Origin of the sequence: Providencia vermicola (genome assembly GCF_010748935.1) — a bacterium.
Taxonomy (GTDB): Bacteria; Pseudomonadota; Gammaproteobacteria; order Enterobacterales; family Enterobacteriaceae; genus Providencia; species Providencia zhejiangensis.
Map to the genome: position 1 here is coordinate 1,392,924 of NZ_CP048796.1, position 20,108 is coordinate 1,413,031.

Here is a 20,108-nt window from a genome sequence, read left to right on the forward strand (position 1 = left end):
AGGTTACGAATGAAAGCACCTAAGTCAGCTAAAAACAAGAAACAGGAAGAAAATACCAGCTTTGTGAGCTGGCGTTTTGCTTTGCTGTGTGGCGGTATCCTGCTAGCTTTAGCTGGGCTGTTAGTGCGTGTTGCTTATCTGCAAATCATCGCACCTGAAAAACTGGTTAAAGAGGGCGATATGCGCTCTTTACGTGTACAGGAAGTTTCTACTGCACGCGGAATGATCAGTGATAGAGAAGGACGCCAACTTGCTGTCAGTGTGCCTGTGAATGCCATTTGGGCTGATCCCAAAGTGGTGTTTGAAAAAGGTGGGATCAATAACGATGAACATTGGAAAGCGTTAGCGGATGCGCTTGAAATCCCACTAGAACAAATCAAAACAAAAATTTCGGCGAACCCAAAAGGTCGTTTTGTCTATCTTGCTCGTCAGGTAAACCCTTCTATTGGTGAATACATCACAAAATTAAAATTACCGGGTATTTATCTACGTAAAGAATCTCGCCGTTATTACCCTTCAGGTCCGGTGACCGCGCATTTAATTGGCGTAACCAATATTGATGGCGAAGGCATTGAAGGCGTTGAAAAAAGCTTTGAGCGCTGGTTAAAAGGCTCTCCAGGTGAACGAACAGTTCGTAAAGATCGTAATGGACGTGTTATTGAAACGGTTTCCTCCGTTGATAGTCAAGCGGCGCATAACCTCGTGCTCAGTATTGATGAGCGTATTCAATCCATTGTTTATCGTGAACTGACTAAGGGCGTACAGGAGAATAAAGCTGAATCTGGTGTTGCTATTTTAGTTGATGTGCATACCGGTGAGATTTTAGCTATGGCTAATAGTCCATCCTATAACCCAAATAATTTAGCGGGTACTCCGATGGATGCCATGCGTAACCGCGCGATAACCGATATTTTCGAGCCTGGTTCGACGGTGAAACCACTTGTTGTCATGAGTGCGTTAAACAACAAAATTATCAAAGAAAATACCGTGCTGAATACCTATCCATATCGCGTCAATGGCCATGAAATTAAGGACGTTGCGCGTTATGCGGAGTTATCAATAACGGGTATTTTACAGAAGTCGAGTAACGTGGGTGTTTCAAAACTGGCGTTAGCGATGCCTGCCACAGAGCTGGTGGATGTGTATAGCCGCTTTGGGTTTGGCAAGCCGACTAATCTGGGGTTAGTCGGGGAAAGTAGTGGCATCTTTCCAAGTAAAAAAACACGGTGGTCTGATTTAGATAGGGCCACCTTTTCTTTTGGGTATGGACAAATGGTCACTCCGTTACAATTAGTCCGTGCCTATGCAACAATTGGTAGCTTTGGAATATATCGCCCATTATCCATTACCAAAGTGGATCCACCTGTCCCAGGAACCCGAGTGTTCCCAGAACAAACCATGCGTACAGTGGTTCATATGATGGAAAGTGTTGCTCTACCGGGAGGCGGGGGAACACGTGCTGCGATAAAAGGTTATCGAATAGCGATTAAAACAGGTACTGCGAAGAAAGTCGGGCCTGAAGGGCGGTACATCAATCAATATATTGCCTATACAGCAGGTGTTGCACCTGCAAGTAACCCACGTTATGCCCTTGTCGTTCTTATCAATGAGCCTAAAGCGGGTAAATATTATGGTGGTGCAGTATCCGCACCGGTATTTGGTTCCATCATGGGCGGTGTTTTGCGAATGATGAATGTTGAGCCAGATGCATTACAAGCAGATGATAAAAGCGACATAGTGATCAATAAAAAAGAGGTTAAAAGTGGCAGATCGTAATCTTTGTGATCTTCTTTCGCCATTTGGCGTTAGCACAGCAAATATCTCACTACATGAGATGACGTTAGACAGCCGTAAAGCAGCGGCTGGTGATCTGTTTATTGCAATTAAAGGCCATCAATCGGATGGTAGGCACTATATCTCCCAAGCGATCGCTCAAGGTGTTGCAGCTGTCATCGCAGAAGCGAATGGCGAAGCGGATGAAGGTGAAATTCGTTACGTTCATGGGGTTCCTGTTATTTATTTGAATGACCTGAATAATCGTTTGTCTGCATTGGCCGCGGAGTTTTATCAGCATCCAGGTGCAAAAATGAAGTTGGTTGGTGTGACAGGAACCAATGGTAAAACGACGACAACACAATTAATTGCTCAGTGGGCAAAAGGGTTGGGTGAAACCAGCGCGGTGATGGGAACTGTAGGGAATGGTCTACTTGGACAGGTCGCGCCGAGTGAAAATACCACGGGTTCAGCAGTGGATATCCAAGTTGAATTAACCCAATTATTAAAATGTCAGGCGACATTAACCGCAATGGAAGTTTCTTCACACGGCTTAGTTCAAGGTCGTGTTGCTGCCTTACCGTTTGCTGCCGCTGTATTTACTAATTTAAGCCGTGACCATTTAGATTACCACGGTGATATGGAAAATTACGAAGCCGCGAAGTGGCTATTATTTTCCACGCATCAAACAAAAGCGCAAATTATTAATGCTGACGATGATGTCGGTTTGAAATGGCTGCAACGCTTACCAAAAGCCTGTGCTGTTTCAATGGAACAGCGTATTCCTGAACAGTGGCAAGGGCCATGGTTACAAGCCACAACGGTTGAGTATCACGACCGTGGAGCCACCATTCAATTTACCTCATCATGGGGTAACGGCACCTTAGAAAGTCCATTAATGGGGGCATTTAATGTCAGTAATTTGTTGTTAGCAATGAGTACATTGCTGATGATGGATTATCCATTAACGCAACTCTTGGAATCATCATCATCTTTATCGCCGGTGTGTGGTCGTATGGAAGTCTTTAGTGCGCCGAACAAACCAACGGTGGTGGTTGATTATGCGCATACCCCTGATGCGCTTGAGAAAGCATTAGCAGCGGCACGTTTACACTGTAAAGGAAAATTATGGTGTGTATTTGGTTGCGGGGGGGATCGCGATAAAGGTAAACGTCCATTAATGGGGGCGGCGGCTGAAGAGTGGGCAGACAATGTTGTCATTACTGATGATAACCCGCGTAGCGAAGAGCCATTAGATATCATCAATGACATTATGGCTGGCATTCTTGACTCTAGCCGAGTTCTGGCTATTCCGGGACGTGCTGAAGCCGTGACCAGTTCTATCATGCAAGCTAACGTGGATGACGTTATTGTTATTGCGGGGAAAGGCCATGAAGATTATCAAATTATCGGTCATCGCCGCTTAGATTATTCAGATAGATTGACGGTCGCTAGATTATTGGGGGTGGTAGCATGATCCCGCTAACGTTGTCTCAACTCGCCGCTATCACGGGTGGATATCTGTATCATGCCGATGGCGTTGATGCAGGAACACGAGTATTAAGCGATGTGAGCACGGATAGCCGCCAAATTGGCGAGAACAGCTTATTTATTGCGTTGAAAGGTGAGCGTTTCGATGCCCATGATTTTGTGCCTTCAGTGGCTGAAGGCGGTGCAGCGGCTGTGCTGGTTGAGCGTCAACTTGATATTGATTGCCCTCAAGTCGTTGTCGCAGATACGCGTCTGGCCATGGGGCAGCTTGCTGCTTGGGTACGCCAACAAAGCCAAGCCAAAGTGGTTGGCTTAACGGGGTCGTCGGGGAAAACATCGGTAAAAGAAATGACGGCCTCTATTTTGTCGCAACGCGGTAAAACACTGTATACCGCGGGTAATTTAAACAATGATATCGGTGTACCTTTAACGTTGTTTAGGCTAACTCACGAATATGAATATGCAGTGATTGAAATGGGGGCGAATCACCCTAATGAGATCGCGTACACCACGAATATCGTTAAGCCGCAAACTGCTCTTGTGAATAACTTGTTCGCGGCTCATTTAGCTGGATTTGGCTCACCTGAAGGCGTTGCTAGGGCAAAAGGTGAAATATACCAAGGTCTACCGGATGAAGGTACCGCAATTGTTAATCTTGATAGTTGTTCTGCCAAATGGCAGTTTCAGCCACGCCAAACGGTGTGGTGTTATTCATTAACAGCGCAAGATAAAGCGGATTTTTATCCTTCTGACATTGAGGTCAAGCAGCTTTCAACCGATTTTACTTTGCATACACCCGTTGGACAGGTTGCTATCACTTTACCTCTGCCAGGCATGCATAACATTGCTAACGTTTTGGCGGCTAGTGCTTTGGCTATCTCAGTGGGCGCAACGCTGGAAGATATTCGTCAGGGGCTAGCCACAACTCAAGCTGTGCCGGGGCGTTTATATCCAGTGCAGTTGAGTGAGACAAAAGTTGTCTTGGATGACACTTATAATGCCAATGACGGCTCAATGATTGCAGCCATTCATGTTTTAGCTAAAATGCCCGGTTATCGCATTTTAGTGGCCGGAGATATGGGTGAACTCGGCGATTATGCAAAAGAGTGTCATCAACGAGTTGGTATAGCCGCAAAAGATGCAGGTCTGGATAAAGTACTGAGTGTCGGTACGCTGAGCGAAATGATCAGTCAATTCAGTGAATGTGGAGAGCACTTTGCATTCAAAAAAGACTTATTAACCCGACTGATTCCGCTAGTACAGCAGAATGAAGTTGTTTCTATTTTAGTTAAAGGTTCACGCAGCTCCGCGATGGAAGATGTAGTGAATGCATTGAAGGAGTGCTTTGCATGTTAGTCTGGCTTGCCGAAATATTGGTGCATCAATTTTCTGTCTTTAACGTCTTCTCATATTTGACGTTTAGAGCCATCGTCGGTTTGCTGACAGCACTTGCCATTGCGTTATGGATGGGGCCACGTTTAATTACTTACTTACAAAAAATGCAGATTGGTCAGGTTGTACGTGATGTTGGGCCTGAATCGCATTTTAGTAAGCGTGGTACGCCAACAATGGGAGGAATACTGATCCTGTTTTCGATCAGCATCTCAGTATTGCTCTGGGCGCGTTTAGATAACCCATACGTTTGGTGTGTATTACTCGTGTTAGTCGGGTATGGCCTTGTCGGATTTGCGGATGATTACTTGAAAGTGGTCAGAAAAAATAGCCGAGGGTTGATTGCTCGTTGGAAATATTTTTGGCAGTCACTGATTGCACTTGTGGTTGCATTTTCAATGTACGCAGTAGGGAAAGATACCCCTGCAACGCAATTAGTGGTGCCGTTCTTTAAAGACATCATGCCACAACTTGGGCTGCTGTATATTTTGTTGGCGTATTTTGTGATTGTTGGTACCAGTAACGCGGTTAACTTAACGGATGGCCTTGATGGATTAGCGATTATGCCAACGGTTTTCGTGGCAGCCGGTTTTGCATTAGTGGCGTGGGCAACGGGTAACGTCAACTTTGCTAGTTACTTAAATATTCCATTTTTACCACATGCGGGTGAATTAGTTATTGTTTGTACGGCGATAGTGGGGGCGGGGCTCGGGTTCCTATGGTTTAACACTTATCCTGCGCAAGTTTTTATGGGCGATGTTGGCTCCCTTGCTCTTGGTGGTGCACTCGGTACGATTGCCGTTTTATTACGCCAAGAGTTCTTGTTAGTCATTATGGGAGGCGTCTTTGTTGTTGAGACATTATCCGTCATCCTACAGGTGGGTTCTTTCAAATTACGTGGTCAACGTATATTCCGTATGGCGCCAATTCACCATCATTATGAACTGAAAGGTTGGCCGGAACCACGCGTAATTGTACGTTTTTGGATTATTTCCTTAATGCTGGTACTGATTGGACTGGCAACACTGAAGGTACGTTAAAATGGCAGGTATGCAGGGTAAACAGTATCAGGGTAAAAAAGTGGTCATCATTGGGCTGGGGTTAACTGGCCTATCTTGTGTGCACTTTTTCTTATCACACGGCGTTATTCCGCGAGTGATGGATACCCGAGCTGTTCCTCCGGGCGTTGAACAATTACCGAAAGAGGTGGAATGCCATCGCGGTAGTTTAAACAACCAATGGTTGCAAGAGGCTGACTTAATTGTTGCCAGCCCCGGTATTGCATTAGCGACACCTGAATTACAGCAAGCGGCGAATAACGGTATTGAAATTGTCGGTGATATCGAATTGTTCTGCCGCGAAGTTGATGCGCCTGTTATTGCGATCACAGGCTCTAATGGAAAAAGCACCGTGACCTCTTTGGTGGGGGAAATGGCTCAAGCTGCGGGTATCTCCGTTGGTGTTGGCGGAAATATCGGTATTCCAGCATTGTCTTTGTTAAATCAAGGTCACCAACTGTATGTGTTAGAGCTATCTAGTTTTCAATTAGAGACGACATCCAGCTTAAAAGCCCTTGCAGCAACAGTTTTGAATGTCACTGAAGACCATATGGATCGCTATCCGCTAGGTCTAGCACAGTACCGCGAAGCGAAGTTACGTATCTATCATCATGCGTTGAATTGTATTGTTAATGCTCAAGATCCATTGACGTTACCACAGCATACCGATGAGGAAGCATGCATTAGCTTTGGTGTTGATAGTGGCGATTATTATTTTGATACACAACAGCGGACATTGGTCGCAAAAAATGAAGTGCTGATCAAGGTTGATGACATGCACTTAACGGGACAACACAATTATACCAATGCATTAGCGGCTCTTGCTCTTGCTGATATCGCGGGTATAGCTCGCCATGCAAGTTTAAGTGTGCTGAAAAATTATGCAGGATTAACGCACCGTTTCCAACTGGTGTTACTGAATAACGGGGTGCGTTGGATTAACGATTCCAAAGCAACCAATGTGGGTAGCACTGAAGCGGCACTGAATGGCTTAAAAGTAGAAGGTACACTGCATCTTCTACTTGGGGGCGATGGTAAATCGGCAGATTTTACACCATTGAAGCCCTATCTTGCTCAGGACAATGTGCGCCTGTACTGCTTTGGTCGTGATGGTAAAGCACTAGCTCAGCTGGAACCTGAAAAATCCGTGTTGACTGAGACAATGGAACAGAGCATGCGTTATTTAGCTCCGAATCTAAAATCAGGGGATATGGTTTTACTCTCACCGGCATGTGCAAGCCTCGATCAATTTAAGAATTTTGAGCAACGAGGTGCCATTTTTGCTCAGTTAGCGAAGGAGCTAGGCTGATGACGATACCGGGTGCTTTACGTTTGAAGAATTGGGTGATTGGAGAGAAAGGGGGTGTCATCGCTGGCTCTACACTCTACGATCGCACCTTGGTATGGCTGGCTTTGGGATTAGCCGCTATCGGTTTTGTTATGGTGACATCGGCATCGATGCCTGTTGGGCAGAGACTGACTGACGACCCATTTTATTTTGCTAAACGTGATGTCATGTATTTAGCTGTCGCCTTTATCTTAGTTTTAGGCGTGATGCGAGTTTCCATGGCTGTTTGGGAAAAATACAGCTTTGTGTTGTTGATGGTTTCTCTTTTACTGTTAGCGGTTGTACTGGTAGCGGGTAGCTCCGTTAACGGTGCATCACGTTGGATTGATGTTGGGATTGTAAAAATTCAGCCAGCAGAAATTTCTAAATTCGCGCTATTTTGCTATGTATCCAGCTACTTAGTGAGAAAATCAGACGAAGTAAGAACTCGCTTTCTAGGCTTTGTAAAACCCATGTGTATTTTAATTATCATGGCGTTATTACTGCTGTTACAACCGGATTTAGGAACGGTTATCGTCCTCGTCGTTACGACATTAGGGTTACTATTCTTAGCTGGAGCACGATTAGCCCCCTTTATTATTGGGATTGCCGCTTGTGTTGTTGGTGTACTCGCCTTGATTTGGTTGGAACCTTATCGTTTGCGCCGTGTGACATCATTTCTCAATCCATGGGAAGACCCATTTGGAAGTGGTTATCAGCTAACCCAATCGTTGATGGCATTCGGTAGAGGTGAGTTATTGGGTCAGGGACTGGGTAATTCGGTGCAAAAACTTGAATATTTACCAGAGGCTCACACTGACTTTATTTTTTCCGTTTTAGCGGAAGAGCTGGGGTATGTTGGTGTTGTTTTGGTTTTACTGATGGTTTTCATGTTGGCATTTAGGGCGATGATGATTGGTCGTCGTGCATTGCTAGCTAACCAATTATTTGCTGGGTATTTAGCTTGCTCAATCGGTATTTGGTTTACTTTTCAGGCATTAGTAAACGTAGGGGCAGCAGCAGGTATGTTGCCAACTAAAGGGTTAACCTTACCATTGATTAGCTACGGTGGGTCGAGCTTGCTCGTGATGTCCGCGGCTATCGCAGTATTATTACGTGTAGATTTTGAAACGCGTCTGGAAAAAGCCCAGGCGTTTGTAAGGAGTGCTAAATGAGTCAAGCAAAAAGGTTACTGGTCATGGCGGGTGGGACTGGGGGACATGTTTTCCCAGGTTTAGCTGTGGCGCATTATTTGCAGGCTCAAGGCTGGGAGATCCTCTGGCTAGGTACTGCCGACCGTATGGAAGCGACACTAGTGCCGCAACATGGCATCGACATTGAGTTTATCCGAATATCAGGGCTCCGAGGTAAAGGCATTATGGCATTAGCGGCCGCGCCTTGGCGGATAGGCAAGGCAGTTTGCCAAGCAAAAGCGATTATTAAGCAGTATCGACCCGATGCTGTGCTGGGGATGGGGGGCTATGTTTCTGGTCCCGGTGGAATTGCGGCATGGTTATCGGGAGTGCCCGTCATTCTGCACGAGCAAAACGGTATAGCCGGTTTAACCAATAAATGGCTTTCAAAAATAGCTAAACGTGTTTTACAGGCATTTCCGGGCGCTTTTCCGCATGCCCCTATTGTTGGAAATCCAGTTCGTAAGGATGTATTGGCACTGCCATTGCCAGAAGAGAGATTATCGAATCGCGATGAGAGAATACGCGTACTGGTAGTAGGTGGGAGTCAAGGCGCGCGTATTTTGAATCAAATTATGCCTGAAGTTGCTGAAAAAGTCGGCAAACAGTTAAATATCTGGCACCAAGCTGGAAAAGGAAGTAAAGAATCTACCGAAGCGTTGTATAATGAAAGGCTAAAAAATTCAGTTAATTCCGAGTATAAAGTTACTGAGTTTATTGATGATATGGCTCAAGCTTACGCATGGGCGGATATTGTGATCTGTCGTTCAGGTGCTTTAACAGTGAGTGAAATCGCTGCGGCAGGGTTACCTGCTATTTTCGTACCTTTTCAACATAAAGATCGTCAGCAATATTGGAATGCTTTACCGTTAGAAAAAGCGGGGGCGGCCAAAATACTTGAGCAACCTCAGTTTACTGCGGATAACGTCGCTAGCCTGCTGGAGCAGTGGGATCGACAAGAATTATTATCGATGGCTATCAAAGCACGTTCTTGTGCGATTACCGATGCGACCGAACGAGTCGCGGCGGTGATTAGTGAAGTGGCTAAATAGCCGCGATCATCGATAAAACGACATTGATATAGAATTAACAAAAGCGAAGACATAGAGTGAATACACAACAGTTGGCGAAATTAAGAACAGCAGTGCCTGAAATGAGAAGAGTTCGGCACATCCATTTTGTCGGTATCGGCGGTGCTGGCATGGGTGGTATTGCCGAAGTACTGGCTAATGAAGGTTATCAAATCAGTGGTTCTGATTTAGCGCCAAATGCAGTGACTCAGCAACTGACCGCTTTAGGAGCAACGATTTATTTTAATCATCGCCCTGAAAATGTTGAAGATGCGAGTGTTGTTGTCGTTTCAACGGCCATTTCTGCGGATAATCCAGAAATTCAGGCAGCACACGAGTTGCGTATTCCTGTTATTCGTCGTGCTGAAATGCTGGCTGAATTAATGCGTTATCGACATGGTATCGCTGTCGCAGGTACGCATGGTAAAACGACAACGACGGCTATGATTTCAGGAATTTATGCTCAAGCAGGTTTAGACCCAACATTTGTTAATGGGGGTTTAGTGAAATCTGCGGGGACTCATGCTCGTTTAGGAAGTAGCCGTTATCTGATTGCTGAAGCGGATGAGAGTGACGCATCATTTTTACATTTGCAGCCTTTGGTTGCGGTAGTGACCAATATTGAAGCTGACCATATGGACACTTATCAAGGTAATTTTGAAACCTTGAAAGATACGTTCATCAACTTTTTGCACAACTTACCATTTTATGGTCGTGCAGTGATGTGTATTGATGATCCGGTGATCCGCTCTTTATTACCGCGTGTAAGCCGTTATGTGACGACTTATGGTTTTAGTGACGATGCGGATGTGCGTATTGTTAAGTATGAACAAAAAGGTAATCAAGGCTTCTTTACTATCGCCCGTGAAAATATGCCTGAGTTGACGGTGGTTCTTAATGCACCAGGTCGACACAATGCCCTTAATGCGGCAGCCGCTGTGGCGGTAGCAACGGAAGAAGGGATTGATGATCAGCATATTCTCTCTGCACTTATAGAGTTTCAGGGGACAGGGCGTCGTTTTGATTTCTTAGGCAATTATTCATTACGCCATGTTAATGGTAAAGAAGGGGAAGTGATGTTGGTTGATGATTATGGTCATCACCCAACTGAAGTGGATGCGACGATTAAAGCGGCAAGGGCGGGTTGGCCTGACAAGCGAATTGTGATGGTTTTTCAGCCACACCGCTATTCACGTACTCGCGATTTATATGACGACTTTGCACATGTTCTCAACCAAGTTGATGTGTTACTGATGTTGGAAGTGTATCCAGCGGGGGAGAAACCTGTACCCGGTGCAGATAGCCGTTCATTATGCCGAACAATTCGTGGTCGTGGTCAACTTGACCCGATTTATGTGGCAGAGCCTGAACAAGTCGCACAACTGCTCGCTCAAGCACTGGAGCCTAATGACTTAATTTTGGTTCAAGGTGCTGGAAATATTGGTAAAATAGCCCGTAATCTTGCCGAGACAAAATTACAGCCACCAATGGCAGAGGAGTAAACTCATGGCCGAAAAAATTGCGGTGTTATTTGGCGGTACATCTGCTGAACGTGAAGTCTCTCTGCAATCTGGGCAGGCAGTACTTGCGGGTTTACGTCAGGCCGGTGTTGACGCTCATCCAATTGATACGAAAGACTTTCCTGTTATCACACTTAAGGAAAAAGGATTCGATAAAGTATTTATCGCCCTTCATGGTCGTGGTGGTGAAGATGGTACTATACAAGGGATGTTGGAGTTCTTAGGGTTACCTTATACGGGGAGTGGCGTAATGGCTTCTGCTCTCAGTATGGACAAATTAAGAACCAAACAACTTTGGGAAGGCGCAGGCTTATCGGTCGCACCTTACGTTTCATTGAGTCAATTTAGCTTTAGTCAGATGACGGAAGCAAAAATTTCAACATTAGTGTCACATCTAGGACTCCCCCTTATTGTCAAACCGAGCTTAGAAGGGTCAAGTGTAGGGATGAGCAAAGTTGATAACATGGATGATTTATCAACCGCGTTGGAATTAGCATTTCGTTTCGATGAAACAGTATTAATTGAAAAGTGGTTAAGTGGGCCGGAATTTACGGTGGCGATGATTGGTGAGCAAGCGCTCCCTTCTATTCGTATTCAACCTGCTGGGGTATTTTACGATTATGATGCGAAATATCTTTCAGATGAAACACAGTATTTTTGCCCAAGCGGCTTAGATGAAAAATCAGAAGCTGCGTTGTCACAATTGGCGGTACGTGCTTATCAAGCTGTTGGTTGTCGTGGTTGGGGACGCGTTGATGTGATGCAAGACAGTGATGGTCAGTTCTATTTATTAGAGGTGAATACCTCACCAGGCATGACGAGCCACAGTTTAGTTCCGATGGCCGCACGTCAAGCAGGTATGGATTTTTCGCAGTTGGTGGTACGTATTTTGGAATTGGCTAACTGATATGTCACAGGCAGCATTAAATGTTCGACATCATAAGCATAATGATGGCAGCAATGACCCAAACTCAGGCCCAAGTAATGGGGCATTTCTTGGTGGGTTGATTTTTTTCTTAATGGTTGTTGGAACAATCATTTGGAGTGGCTGGACCGTCATGAATTGGATGAAAGATGCGGACAGGCTGCCAATGTCAAAGTTAGTACTGACGGGGGAGCGTCATTACACAACGAATGATGATGTCAGAAAAGCGATATTAGCACTTGGTCAACCGGGCACGTTTATGACCGTGGATGTCAATGCCATTCAAAATCAGATCAGTGCTATGCCATGGATACGTCAAGTCACAGTTCGTAAACAGTGGCCTGATGAGTTAAAGATTCATCTGGTAGAATATGTTCCTTACGCTCGTTGGAATGATCAGAACATGGTTGATAGTGAAGGGCGAGTTTTTAGCCTCCCCGCGAGTGAGAGTAACAAAGGCGATTATGCGTTACTTTATGGCCCTCAAGGTAGCCAAAAAGAAGTTATCAAAGAGTATGTTGAATTTAAAAGAATACTGGCAGAACAAAATTTAAAATTGAAATCAGTCTCTATGACTGCACGCCATGCTTGGCAACTTATTTTAGATAATGATGTTCGAATAGAACTTGGAAAAAAAGATGTACTTGAGCGGTTAAATCGTTTCCTTGAACTTTATCCGCTGTTGCAGCAAACCACAGATAAACGTGTTGATTATGTCGATCTTCGTTATACCAGTGGCGCTGCGGTGGGGTGGGCTCCTTTATTAGTGGATGCACCACTGGAGTTACAATAATGAATATTGCTAATAACTCAGACTAGGCAGAAGCAAATGATCAAAACGACGGACAGAAAATTAGTTGTAGGCCTTGAAATTGGGACTTCCAAGGTGTCGGCCCTTGTAGGCGAAATTCTGCCCGATGGTATGGTGAATATTATCGGGGTGGGAAGTTGTCCATCTCGTGGAATGGACAAAGGTGGCGTTAACGATCTGGAGTCAGTCGTTAAATGTGTACAAAGGGCGATTGATCAGGCTGAGCTGATGGCAGATTGCCAAATTTCTTCAGTTTATCTTGCGTTATCGGGTAAGCATGTTAGCTGTCAAAATGAAATTGGTATGGTACCTGTGTCGGAAGAAGAAGTGACACAAGAAGATGTTGACAGTGTTGTTCATACCGCTAAATCAGTCCGAGTTCGCGATGAACATCGCATTCTTCATGTTATACCGCAAGAATTCGCGATTGATTATCAAGAAGGTATTAAGAACCCTGTTGGTTTGTCTGGTGTACGTATGCAAGCCAAAGTTCATTTGATCACTTGCCACAACGATATGGCAAAAAATATCGTGAAAGCCGTTGAACGTTGTGGGCTGAAAGTTGATCAGTTAATTTTTGCTGGACTTGCTGCTAGCTATTCTGTTTTGACGGAAGATGAGCGGGAGTTGGGGGTTTGTGTCGTTGATATTGGCGGCGGCACGATGGATATGGCGGTGTACACCGGTGGTGCATTACGTCATACCAAAGTGATTCCTTATGCAGGCAATGTTGTGACCAGCGATATTGCTTATGCTTTTGGAACTCCACCAAGTGATGCAGAAGCGATCAAAGTTCGTCATGGCTGTGCTGTCGGTTCGATAGTCAGCAAAGATGAAACGGTGGAAGTACCTAGCGTGGGAGGACGCCCACCAAGAAGTCTGCAACGTCAGACTTTAGCGGAGGTCATTGAACCACGCTATACAGAGCTGTTAAACCTCGTAAACGAAGAAATTTTAAATTTACAGGAACAGTTACGTCAACAAGGTGTCAAACACCATTTGGCAGCGGGGATCGTGCTTACTGGAGGCGCTGCGCAAATAGACGGTCTCGTCGAATGTGCACAAAAAGTCTTCCATACACAAGTCAGGATTGGTACCCCGCTCAATATAACAGGCTTAACGGATTATGCTCAGGAGCCATACTATTCAACTGCGGTTGGGCTTCTGCATTACGGTAAAGAAAGCCATCTTGGCGATGATACCGAAACGGAAAAACGTGCTTCAGTTAAAGGGTGGTTTAGTAAAATCACTGGTTGGCTGAGAAAAGAATTTTAATTTTTATTCAGAAGCATATTATTAGCTTCGAAGTAAGCACAAAACGGAGAGACATTATGTTTGAACCAATGGAGCTAACCAACGATGCGGTGATTAAAGTCATCGGCGTTGGTGGCGGCGGCGGTAACGCCGTTGAACACATGGTGCGTGAGCGTATTGAAGGCGTTGAGTTTTTTGCCGTCAATACTGACGCACAGGCACTGCGCAAAACCGCAGTCGGACAAACAATCCAGATTGGTACTGGTATTACTAAAGGCCTAGGTGCAGGAGCAAACCCTGAAGTAGGTCGTAATGCCGCTGAAGAAGATCGTGAAGCTTTACGCAATGCACTTGATGGTGCAGACATGGTCTTCATTGCAGCCGGTATGGGTGGTGGTACAGGTACAGGTGCTGCTCCAGTCGTGGCTGAAGTTGCTAAAGAGCTGGGTATACTAACGGTTGCCGTCGTGACTAAGCCTTTCAATTTTGAAGGCAAAAAGCGTATGGCATTTGCGGAATCGGGAATTACTGAGTTATCAAAACATGTTGACTCATTGATTACGATCCCGAACGATAAACTATTAAAAGTCTTAGGTCGTGGTATCTCTTTATTGGATGCTTTTGGTGCTGCAAACGATGTCCTTAAAGGTGCCGTTCAAGGGATTGCAGAACTGATCACACGCCCTGGCTTGATGAACGTGGACTTTGCTGACGTACGCACTGTTATGTCAGAAATGGGCTACGCAATGATGGGTTCAGGTGTTGCTCGTGGTGAAGATCGTGCTGAAGAAGCGGCTGAAATGGCTATTTCAAGTCCACTTCTAGAAGATATCGACCTTTCTGGCGCGCGCGGCGTTCTTGTCAACATTACCGCTGGTTTCGATCTGCGTTTGGATGAGTTTGAAACGGTCGGTAATACCATTCGTGCATTCGCATCTGATAATGCGACCGTTGTTATTGGTACATCACTCGACCCTGAGATGAATGATGAACTACGTGTTACTGTTGTTGCAACAGGTATTGGGATGGACAAGCGTCCAGAAATTACACTGGTCAATAACAAAATGTCACAGCAGGTTTCTATGGAACAGCGCTACCAGCAAATGCAAAGTAGCATGTCTTCTATGTCTTCATTGACAGAAGAAAAACCAGCTGCGGCGAAAGCGGTGAATGACCAAAATACGCAAACAAATAAAGAACCTGATTATTTGGATATTCCTGCATTTTTGCGTAAACAGGCCGATTAATTTTAATTATATTGGTTTCTCCGCTTTTTGTGCTAAACTTTCCTGCTGGTTATCTAGTATGATAATCAGCAGGACGGATAACATTGCGAGAAAAAAACGATGATCAAACAAAGGACACTTAAACGTATAGTTGAAGCGACTGGTGTTGGTTTACATACTGGCAAGAAAGTCACGCTTACTCTGCGTCCAGCGGCGGCAAACACCGGGGTCATCTACCGTCGTACTGACCTAAATCCTCCGGTTGATTTTCCGGCTGATGCTAAGTCTGTCCGTGATACCATGTTATGTACTTGTTTAGTTAATGAAGATAACGTGCGTATTTCGACCGTAGAGCATCTGAATGCTGCTTTGGCAGGATTAGGTATCGATAACATTGTTATTGAAGTCAATGCGCCTGAAATCCCGATTATGGATGGCAGTGCAGCACCGTTCGTTTTCTTATTGCTAGATGCAGGTATTGAAGAACTGAATTGTGCGAAAAAATTCGTACGTATTAAAGAAAAAGTGCGTGTAGAAGATGGTGATAAATGGGCTGAATTCACACCATATAATGGTTTTAGCCTTGATTTTACTATCGATTTTAATCACCCTGCTATTGATAGCAGTACGCAGCGTTATAAAATCGATTTTTCTGCTGAAGCCTTTGTTAGCCAAATTAGCCGTGCGCGTACATTTGGTTTTATGCGTGATATTGAATATCTGCAATCTCAAGGCCTATGCTTAGGCGGTAGTTTCGATTGTGCTATCGTTGTTGATGACTATCGTGTCCTCAACGAAGATGGTTTGCGTTTTGAAGATGAATTTGTTCGTCACAAAACACTTGATGCTATCGGTGACCTATTCATGTGTGGACATAATATTATTGGTGCATTTACTGCCTATAAATCTGGTCATGCATTGAATAACAAACTTCTACAAGCGGTACTGGCTAAAGAATCTGCTTGGGATTTGGTGACATTTGAAGATGAAGCTGAATTACCCGTGGCATTCAAAGCACCTTCAACGGCTTACGCTTAATCAAGTTAAGTTGGTAAACAGTTGAATCAGTTGTTGTTATAAAACGTGAATGTCAGCGTTAATCTTTTCTGTTGGTTGTGCTGGTACTCTCTCCGGCCAGCGCAGCCAGCCGCTCTAGTCTCTGTTTTAAATCTTTTGAACTATTCTCTGCTAAACGTAAAAGATGCTTAGCCGTTTCCGCACTTATTCTCCGTTCATTCCTAGTTTGCATATTTTTAACTGTTTGATTATTCAGTGAGCTATTTTCAGTCTTTTTTCGCATAAGAGTAGGATTGATTCTGATGTCTATGGAAGATAAAGATGGTAGAATAGAGCCTCGTAATGCAGAAAGTAGATTAAGTTTTTCGTAATTTAATCGGGTCATCCAGCTTGCATTAGCAACCTCGATAATCAAAATGCTGTTACGATAGTTTGCAACGCGGCACATCGGCTTAAGTTCGCTAGGGAGCAATCCTTTAACAGCTTTGTTAAGCCGATTAATCGCGTTAGCAGTACGCTGAATAGTTAATAGGGGGCTGCTCGTTTTAGCGAGTGACTCCTCAAGGACATCGAATAATGCTTGTGGGTGACTATCTCTCATTTTTCGGCTCCGCCTAATGTGTTAGGTTTATTCTTAAGTATAGCTTGAGTAGTATAACGCGAACTTGAATAAAAATAGTGTAACAGCAACATAATATAAGACTTTGATGGGCATTTTAAATCTTTGGCGACAATTTGGTAGAAGATACTTGTGGTCTCATTTCCTATTAGGACTTGTCGCTACAGGGATTGGCATGCCTGCGATTTTAAATGCCTTATCAGATGCTCAGCAAACCCAGTTTAATTCGTCTGTTAATCGCCAAAATCAAGCGGTTAGTGCTTTTGATAACTTATTTGCACAACAACAACCCCAACGTTCTTCACCGTCCTCGTCGTATTCTGTGAATTATTGGCAGCAACATGCGGTTAGGAATGTCATTCGACAACTGACTTTCGCTTTTTCAAACACTGAAGATGGCGATACGAATTTACAAGATGAAGCTAAAGGTTCACTACTAGCTCCACAAGTCATGCTTGATACGTTGTATGCCATGCTGGCACAACGTTCACTTCAATGGGGTGACAATGTTACCCAACCGGAACGCTACGCTTTTCCACATTTTGTAGCATATCAACCTGCAATTTGGGTTGCTCAGGTTCATGGGATCCGTGCCGGTCCTCTTATGAGTTAATTAGCAATAACATTGTCGATCTTGAGATATGCACTATGTTCTAAGCAAATTACATGATTTAATTGTTTAGTAATTAACTGAATTACCTGAGAATATATAAATATGTTAACAAAATTATTAACCAAAGTTTTTGGTAGTCGTAATGACCGTACCCTCCGCCGTCTACGTAAAGAAGTCGAAAAGATTAATCGTCTTGAGCCGGAGTTTGAAAAGTTAAGTGATGATGAACTCAAAGCTAAAACCCAAGAATTCCGTGAGCGTCTGAGTAAAAACGAAAGCCTTGAAAGCATCATTCCTGAAGCGTTTGCAACTGTTCGAGAAGCCAGTAAACGTGTTTTTGGTATGCGTCACTTTGATGTACAGCTGATTGGTGGGATGGTTTTGAACGAGCGCTGTATCGCTGAGATGCGTACTGGTGAAGGTAAAACACTGACAGCGACTCTCCCTGCTTACTTGAACGCATTAACGGGTAAAGGGGTTCACGTTGTTACAGTTAACGACTATTTGGCGAAACGTGATGCTGAAAACAACCGTCCATTATTCGAATTTTTAGGCCTGAGTGTTGGTATAAACCTTCCAGGTATGCCTGCAGGACTTAAGCGTGAAGCTTATGCGGCTGATATTACTTATGGTACTAACAACGAATTCGGCTTTGACTACTTACGTGACAACATGGCATTTAGCCCAGAAGAGCGCGTGCAGCGTAAATTACACTACGCATTGGTGGATGAGGTTGACTCAATTCTTATCGATGAAGCGCGTACACCACTTATTATTTCTGGTCCGGCTGAAGATAGCTCAGAACTGTACAAAAAAGTTGATAAATTAATTCCTAAACTTGTGCGTCAAGAGAAGGAAGACTCTGACACTTTCCAAGGTGAAGGGCATTTCTCAGTAGATGAGAAATCACGTCAGGTCACGCTGACTGAGCGTGGGTTAGTACTGATTGAGCAACTGTTAACGGAAGAAGGCTTAATGGAAGAAGGTGAATCACTGTATTCTCCATCAAACATTATGCTGATGCATCACGTGATGGCAGGCTTACGCGCTCATGCGTTATTTACACTGGATGTGGATTATATTGTTAAAGACGGTCAAGTTATCATCGTTGATGAACATACAGGCCGTACAATGGAAGGCCGCCGTTGGTCTGATGGCTTGCACCAAGCGGTGGAAGCAAAAGAAGGTGTTGAGATCCAAAATGAAAACCAAACACTGGCATCAATTACCTTCCAAAACTATTTCCGCTTATACGAAAAACTGGCGGGTATGACGGGAACCGCGGATACCGAGGCATTTGAGTTTAGCTCTATCTATAAATTAGATACCATTGTTATCCCAACTAACCGTCCTATGATCCGTAAGGATTTACCTGACTTAGTCTATATGACTGAAGAGGATAAATTCGCAGCGATTATTGAAGATATCCGTGAAAGAACACAAAACGGTCAACCCGTGCTCGTGGGGACTATCTCAATTGAGAAATCAGAGCTGATTTCTAATGCATTGAGAAAAGCAAAAATTGAACATAATGTATTGAACGCGAAATTCCATGCTTTAGAAGCGGATATTGTTGCGAACGCAGGTCAAGCTGGAGCGGTTACTATCGCGACTAACATGGCTGGTCGTGGTACGGATATTATGTTGGGTGGTAGTTGGCAATCTGAGGTTGCAGCTTTGGAAGCGCCAACTCAAGAGCAAATTGATGAAATCAAGGCGCGTTGGAAAGAGCGTCATGACGCGGTACTTGCTGCTGGTGGTTTACATATCATCGGTACAGAACGTCATGAATCTCGTCGTATCGATAACCAGTTACGAGGTCGTGCGGGTCGTCAAGGTGATGCCGGTTCTTCACGTTTCTACCTCTCCATGGAAGATGCATTGATGCGTATTTTTGCCTCTGATCGTGTCACAGGCATGATGCGTAAATTAGGCATGAAACCGGGTGAAGCGATTGAACACCCATGGGTCACGAAAGCTATTGCAAATGCGCAACGTAAAGTTGAAAACCGTAACTTTGATATTCGTAAGCAGCTGCTTGAATATGATGATGTAGCGAGTGACCAACGTCGTGCTATTTATACTCAGCGTAATGAGCTGCTTGACGGTGGTGATATTAAAGAAACGGTAGATAGCATTCGTCAAGATGTATTCACGACCACTATTGATGCCTATATTCCACCACAATCTTTGGAAGAAATGTGGGACATTGAAGGGCTACAAAAACGCTTAGTCAGTGATTTCGATTTAGATTTACCAATCAAAGAATGGTTGGATAAAGAGCCTGAATTACATGAAGAAACTCTTCGTGAGCGTATTATGGAAAAAGCCATTGAAATCTATCAGAAAAAAGAAGAGATCGTTGGCGCGGAAATGATGCGTAATTTCGAAAAAGGTGTCATGCTACAGACGTTAGATACATTGTGGAAAGAGCATTTGGCTTCGATGGATTATTTACGTCAAGGTATCCATTTGCGTGGTTACGCGCAGAAAGATCCAAAACAAGAATATAAGCGTGAATCTTTCAACATGTTTGCGAATATGCTTGAATCGTTGAAATACGAGGTTATCAGTACACTATCTAAAGTTCAGGTTCGTTTACCTGAAGAAGTTGAAGCTTTAGAACAACAGCGTAAAGAAGAAGCAGAACGCTTAGCGAAAAAACAGCAGTTGAGTCATGATGCCGGCGCTGAATCATTGATGTCTGAAGCTGAAGCACAGATAGCCACACAGGGCCATAAAATCGGTCGTAATGATCCTTGTCCTTGTGGTTCAGGCAAAAAATATAAGCAATGTCATGGTCGCTTAAAGTAATTTAA

The 20,108-nt window shown here is 44.3% G+C and carries 16 protein-coding genes; 15 read left to right on the top strand and 1 reads right to left on the bottom strand.

Translation table 11 applies throughout. The annotated features are described in order from the left end of the window. Positions 1-9: 9 nt before the first annotated feature. From ftsI to lpxC, 13 genes are all read left to right on the top strand, one after another. A complete protein-coding gene (gene ftsI, locus G3341_RS05960) occupies positions 10-1,776 on the top strand; it encodes a peptidoglycan glycosyltransferase FtsI (RefSeq protein WP_154622682.1) in 1,767 nt (588 codons plus the stop codon). Further along, positions 1,763-3,250, top strand: a complete 1,488-nt coding sequence (gene murE, locus G3341_RS05965) for a UDP-N-acetylmuramoyl-L-alanyl-D-glutamate--2,6-diaminopimelate ligase (protein ID WP_163860893.1) — start codon at positions 1,763-1,765, stop codon at positions 3,248-3,250. The genes ftsI and murE overlap by 14 nt, the downstream gene beginning before the upstream one ends. Continuing rightward, positions 3,247-4,620, top strand: coding sequence for a UDP-N-acetylmuramoyl-tripeptide--D-alanyl-D-alanine ligase (gene murF, locus G3341_RS05970; RefSeq protein WP_163860894.1), 1,374 nt, complete (start codon positions 3,247-3,249; stop codon positions 4,618-4,620). The genes murE and murF overlap by 4 nt, the downstream gene beginning before the upstream one ends. Continuing rightward, positions 4,614-5,696: a phospho-N-acetylmuramoyl-pentapeptide-transferase gene (mraY, locus tag G3341_RS05975; protein WP_154622680.1), complete on the top strand. Its 1,083-nt coding sequence runs from the start codon at positions 4,614-4,616 to the stop codon at positions 5,694-5,696. Before murF ends, mraY begins: the two co-directional genes overlap by 7 nt. Positions 5,697-5,706: 10 nt before the next feature. After that, positions 5,707-7,023 carry a UDP-N-acetylmuramoyl-L-alanine--D-glutamate ligase gene (murD, locus tag G3341_RS05980; RefSeq protein WP_231131800.1) on the top strand — a complete coding sequence of 439 codons (1,317 nt, stop codon included), beginning with the start codon at positions 5,707-5,709 and terminating at the stop codon, positions 7,021-7,023. Continuing rightward, positions 7,023-8,216 (top strand): cell division protein FtsW, encoded by a 1,194-nt coding sequence (ftsW, locus tag G3341_RS05985; protein WP_154622678.1) that lies wholly within the window; start codon positions 7,023-7,025, stop codon positions 8,214-8,216. Before murD ends, ftsW begins: the two co-directional genes overlap by 1 nt. Beyond that, a complete protein-coding gene (gene murG, locus G3341_RS05990) occupies positions 8,213-9,286 on the top strand; it encodes an undecaprenyldiphospho-muramoylpentapeptide beta-N-acetylglucosaminyltransferase (protein WP_154622677.1) in 1,074 nt (357 codons plus the stop codon). Before ftsW ends, murG begins: the two co-directional genes overlap by 4 nt. 101 nt (positions 9,287-9,387) lie before the next feature. Next, complete coding sequence (gene murC / locus G3341_RS05995; RefSeq protein ID WP_230085795.1) at positions 9,388-10,806, top strand: UDP-N-acetylmuramate--L-alanine ligase; 1,419 nt, start codon at positions 9,388-9,390, stop codon at positions 10,804-10,806. 4 nt (positions 10,807-10,810) lie between these two features. Beyond that, on the top strand, positions 10,811-11,731 hold the full coding sequence (locus G3341_RS06000; protein ID WP_163860897.1) for a D-alanine--D-alanine ligase: 921 nt from the start codon (positions 10,811-10,813) through the stop codon (positions 11,729-11,731). A 1-nt stretch (position 11,732) separates the two neighbouring features. After that, positions 11,733-12,542, top strand: coding sequence for a cell division protein FtsQ (gene ftsQ, locus G3341_RS06005; protein ID WP_154622675.1), 810 nt, complete (start codon positions 11,733-11,735; stop codon positions 12,540-12,542). 36 nt (positions 12,543-12,578) lie between these two features. Next, positions 12,579-13,835 (top strand): cell division protein FtsA, encoded by a 1,257-nt coding sequence (ftsA, locus tag G3341_RS06010; protein WP_008910356.1) that lies wholly within the window; start codon positions 12,579-12,581, stop codon positions 13,833-13,835. Positions 13,836-13,891: 56 nt separating this feature from the next. Further along, positions 13,892-15,061, top strand: coding sequence for a cell division protein FtsZ (ftsZ, locus tag G3341_RS06015; RefSeq protein ID WP_154622674.1), 1,170 nt, complete (start codon positions 13,892-13,894; stop codon positions 15,059-15,061). 99 nt (positions 15,062-15,160) lie between these two features. Next, a complete protein-coding gene (gene lpxC / locus G3341_RS06020; protein WP_163860898.1) occupies positions 15,161-16,078 on the top strand; it encodes a UDP-3-O-acyl-N-acetylglucosamine deacetylase in 918 nt (305 codons plus the stop codon). A gap of 58 nt (positions 16,079-16,136) precedes the next feature. On the opposite strand, the gene G3341_RS06025 is transcribed toward lpxC, so the two are convergent. Further along, positions 16,137-16,658, bottom strand: a complete 522-nt coding sequence (locus G3341_RS06025; RefSeq protein ID WP_154622672.1) for a DUF721 domain-containing protein — start codon at positions 16,656-16,658, stop codon at positions 16,137-16,139. Between the two features lie 106 nt (positions 16,659-16,764). On the opposite strand from G3341_RS06025, the gene secM reads away from it, so the two are divergent. After that, positions 16,765-17,289 carry a secA translation cis-regulator SecM gene (gene secM / locus G3341_RS06030; RefSeq protein WP_154622671.1) on the top strand — a complete coding sequence of 175 codons (525 nt, stop codon included), beginning with the start codon at positions 16,765-16,767 and terminating at the stop codon, positions 17,287-17,289. A 102-nt stretch (positions 17,290-17,391) separates the two neighbouring features. Continuing rightward, positions 17,392-20,103 (top strand): preprotein translocase subunit SecA, encoded by a 2,712-nt coding sequence (gene secA / locus G3341_RS06035; protein ID WP_163860899.1) that lies wholly within the window; start codon positions 17,392-17,394, stop codon positions 20,101-20,103. Positions 20,104-20,108: the final 5 nt, after the last annotated feature.